General features: G+C 53.1%; 2 tRNA genes and 2 rRNA genes. All 4 read left to right on the forward strand.

What is annotated here, in order from left to right:
* Positions 1-5: 5 nt before the first annotated feature.
* The 4 genes from ACWGO0_RS37230 to ACWGO0_RS37245 all read left to right on the forward strand — a co-directional run bounded on the left by ACWGO0_RS37230 (position 6) and on the right by ACWGO0_RS37245 (position 3302).
* Positions 6-2935: ribosomal RNA gene (locus tag ACWGO0_RS37230) — 23S ribosomal RNA — on the forward strand.
* A gap of 54 nt (positions 2936-2989) precedes the next feature.
* Positions 2990-3105 (forward strand): 5S ribosomal RNA (rrf, locus tag ACWGO0_RS37235).
* Between the two features lie 4 nt (positions 3106-3109).
* Positions 3110-3185, forward strand: a tRNA-Val gene (locus ACWGO0_RS37240).
* Between the two features lie 41 nt (positions 3186-3226).
* Positions 3227-3302: transfer RNA gene (locus ACWGO0_RS37245), tRNA-Val, on the forward strand.
* Positions 3303-3665 lie beyond the last annotated feature (363 nt).

The following is a 3665-nucleotide window of genomic DNA, read 5'->3' on the forward strand; positions in this document are numbered from 1 at the left end:
TTAACGGTTAAGTTAGAAAGGGCGCACGGTGGATGCCTTGGCACTAGGAGCCGATGAAGGACGGGACGAACACCGATATGCTTCGGGGAGCTGTAAGCAAGCTTTGATCCGGAGATTTCCGAATGGGGAAACCCACCACTCGTAATGGAGTGGTATCCATATCTGAATACATAGGATATGAGAAGGCAGACCCGGGGAACTGAAACATCTAAGTACCCGGAGGAAGAGAAAGCAAATGCGATTCCCTGAGTAGCGGCGAGCGAAACGGGACCAGCCCAAACCAAGAGGCTTGCCTCTTGGGGTTGTAGGACACTCTGTACGGAGTTACAAAGGAACGAGGTAGATGAAGAGGTCTGGAAAGGCCCGCCATAGGAGGTAACAGCCCTGTAGTCAAAACTTCGTTCTCTCCTGAGTGGATCCTGAGTACGGCGGAACACGTGAAATTCCGTCGGAATCCGGGAGGACCATCTCCCAAGGCTAAATACTCCCTAGTGACCGATAGTGAACCAGTACCGTGAGGGAAAGGTGAAAAGCACCCCGGAAGGGGAGTGAAAGAGATCCTGAAACCGTGTGCCTACAAGTAGTCAGAGCCCGTTAACGGGTGATGGCGTGCCTTTTGTAGAATGAACCGGCGAGTTACGATCCCGTGCAAGGTTAAGCAGAAGATGCGGAGCCGCAGCGAAAGCGAGTCTGAATAGGGCGCATGAGTACGTGGTCGTAGACCCGAAACCAGGTGATCTACCCATGTCCAGGGTGAAGTTCAGGTAACACTGAATGGAGGCCCGAACCCACGCACGTTGAAAAGTGCGGGGATGAGGTGTGGGTAGGGGTGAAATGCCAATCGAACCTGGAGATAGCTGGTTCTCTCCGAAATAGCTTTAGGGCTAGCCTCAAGGTAAGAGTCTTGGAGGTAGAGCACTGATTGGACTAGGGGCCCCTACCGGGTTACCGAATTCAGTCAAACTCCGAATGCCGATGACTTATCCTTGGGAGTCAGACTGCGAGTGATAAGATCCGTAGTCGAAAGGGAAACAGCCCAGACCGCCAGCTAAGGTCCCAAAGTATACGTTAAGTGGAAAAGGATGTGGAGTTGCTTAGACAACCAGGATGTTGGCTTAGAAGCAGCCACCATTTAAAGAGTGCGTAATAGCTCACTGGTCGAGTGACTCTGCGCCGAAAATGTACCGGGGCTAAACGTATCACCGAAGCTGCGGACTGTTCTTCGAACAGTGGTAGGAGAGCGTTCTAAGGGCTGTGAAGCCAGACCGGAAGGACTGGTGGAGCGCTTAGAAGTGAGAATGCCGGTATGAGTAGCGAAAGAGGGGTGAGAATCCCCTCCACCGAATGCCTAAGGTTTCCTGAGGAAGGCTCGTCCGCTCAGGGTTAGTCGGGACCTAAGCCGAGGCCGAAAGGCGTAGGCGATGGACAACAGGTTGATATTCCTGTACCACCTCCTCACCATTTGAGCAATGGGGGGACGCAGGAGGATAGGGTAAGCGCGGTATTGGATATCCGCGTCCAAGCAGTTAGGCTGGGAAATAGGCAAATCCGTTTCCCATAAAGGCTGAGCTGTGATGGCGAGCGAAATATAGTAGCGAAGTTCCTGATTCCACACTGCCAAGAAAAGCCTCTAGCGAGGTGAGAGGTGCCCGTACCGCAAACCGACACAGGTAGGCGAGGAGAGAATCCTAAGGTGATCGAGAGAACTCTCGTTAAGGAACTCGGCAAAATGACCCCGTAACTTCGGGAGAAGGGGTGCTTCTTAGGGTGTTAAAGCCCCGAGAAGCCGCAGTGAATAGGCCCAGGCGACTGTTTAGCAAAAACACAGGTCTCTGCGAAGCCGTAAGGCGAAGTATAGGGGCTGACGCCTGCCCGGTGCTGGAAGGTTAAGAGGAGCGCTTAGCGTAAGCGAAGGTGCGAATTGAAGCCCCAGTAAACGGCGGCCGTAACTATAACGGTCCTAAGGTAGCGAAATTCCTTGTCGGGTAAGTTCCGACCCGCACGAAAGGCGCAACGATCTGGGCACTGTCTCAACGAGAGACTCGGTGAAATTATAGTACCTGTGAAGATGCAGGTTACCCGCGACAGGACGGAAAGACCCCGTGGAGCTTTACTGCAGCCTGATATTGAATGTTGGTACAGCTTGTACAGGATAGGTAGGAGCCTTGGAAACCGGAGCGCCAGCTTCGGTGGAGGCATCGGTGGGATACTACCCTGGCTGTATTGACCTTCTAACCCGCCGCCCTTATCGGGCGGGGAGACAGTGTCAGGTGGGCAGTTTGACTGGGGCGGTCGCCTCCTAAAAGGTAACGGAGGCGCCCAAAGGTTCCCTCAGAATGGTTGGAAATCATTCGCAGAGTGTAAAGGCACAAGGGAGCTTGACTGCGAGACCTACAAGTCGAGCAGGGACGAAAGTCGGGCTTAGTGATCCGGTGGTTCCGCATGGAAGGGCCATCGCTCAACGGATAAAAGCTACCCCGGGGATAACAGGCTTATCTCCCCCAAGAGTCCACATCGACGGGGAGGTTTGGCACCTCGATGTCGGCTCATCGCATCCTGGGGCTGTAGTCGGTCCCAAGGGTTGGGCTGTTCGCCCATTAAAGCGGTACGCGAGCTGGGTTCAGAACGTCGTGAGACAGTTCGGTCCCTATCCGTCGCGGGCGCAGGAAATTTGAGAGGAGCTGTCCTTAGTACGAGAGGACCGGGATGGACGCACCGCTGGTGTACCAGTTGTTCTGCCAAGGGCATCGCTGGGTAGCTATGTGCGGACGGGATAAGTGCTGAAAGCATCTAAGCATGAAGCCCCCCTCAAGATGAGATTTCCCATTCCGCAAGGAAGTAAGATCCCTGAAAGATGATCAGGTTGATAGGTCTGAGGTGGAAGCGTGGCGACACGTGGAGCTGACAGATACTAATAGATCGAGGACTTAACCACATTTTGAATGATGTCACACCTGTTATCTAGTTTTGAGAGAACACTCTCAATTTGTTTGGTGGCGATAGCGAAGAGGTCACACCCGTTCCCATACCGAACACGGAAGTTAAGCTCTTCAGCGCCGATGGTAGTTGGGACCTTGTCCCTGTGAGAGTAGGACGTTGCCAGGCAAATGGAGGATTAGCTCAGCTGGGAGAGCATCTGCCTTACAAGCAGAGGGTCGGCGGTTCGAGCCCGTCATCACCCACCATCTACTTCGGTAGACTCGCAGTGTAGATAAGAATTGAGATTGGGCGATTAGCTCAGTTGGTAGAGCGCCTCGTTTACACCGAGGATGTCGGGAGTTCGAGTCTCTCATCGCCCACCATTTCCCCGAAAGATTTAAATATCACCCCTGATACCGAGGTTGTTCGTGTTTGCTTTCGCTATGCGATAAGCCCTCGAGTATTCGGAATTATCGCCCCCTGCCCTTACTGCGGTAGGTAGAGCGTCGTCATGATTCCCAACCGCTGGAATCGCATTTCTCCAGTTACGCCATGCCAAATCGGCACTGCTGTTCCATATTCCGACAACTTGACCACCCCCTGTATCACCCCGCTACATACCGGAAAATAAGGAAGATTCAGACTTTCTAAAGAGATTTCAGGCATTGTTTGCGCACCGTTTCATGATGAACGGTTGAACTGATGGATGAAACCATGTCGATCGACGCGTTTGTAACACTCGCGCT

Source organism: Streptomyces sp. NPDC055749, from assembly GCF_053617235.1.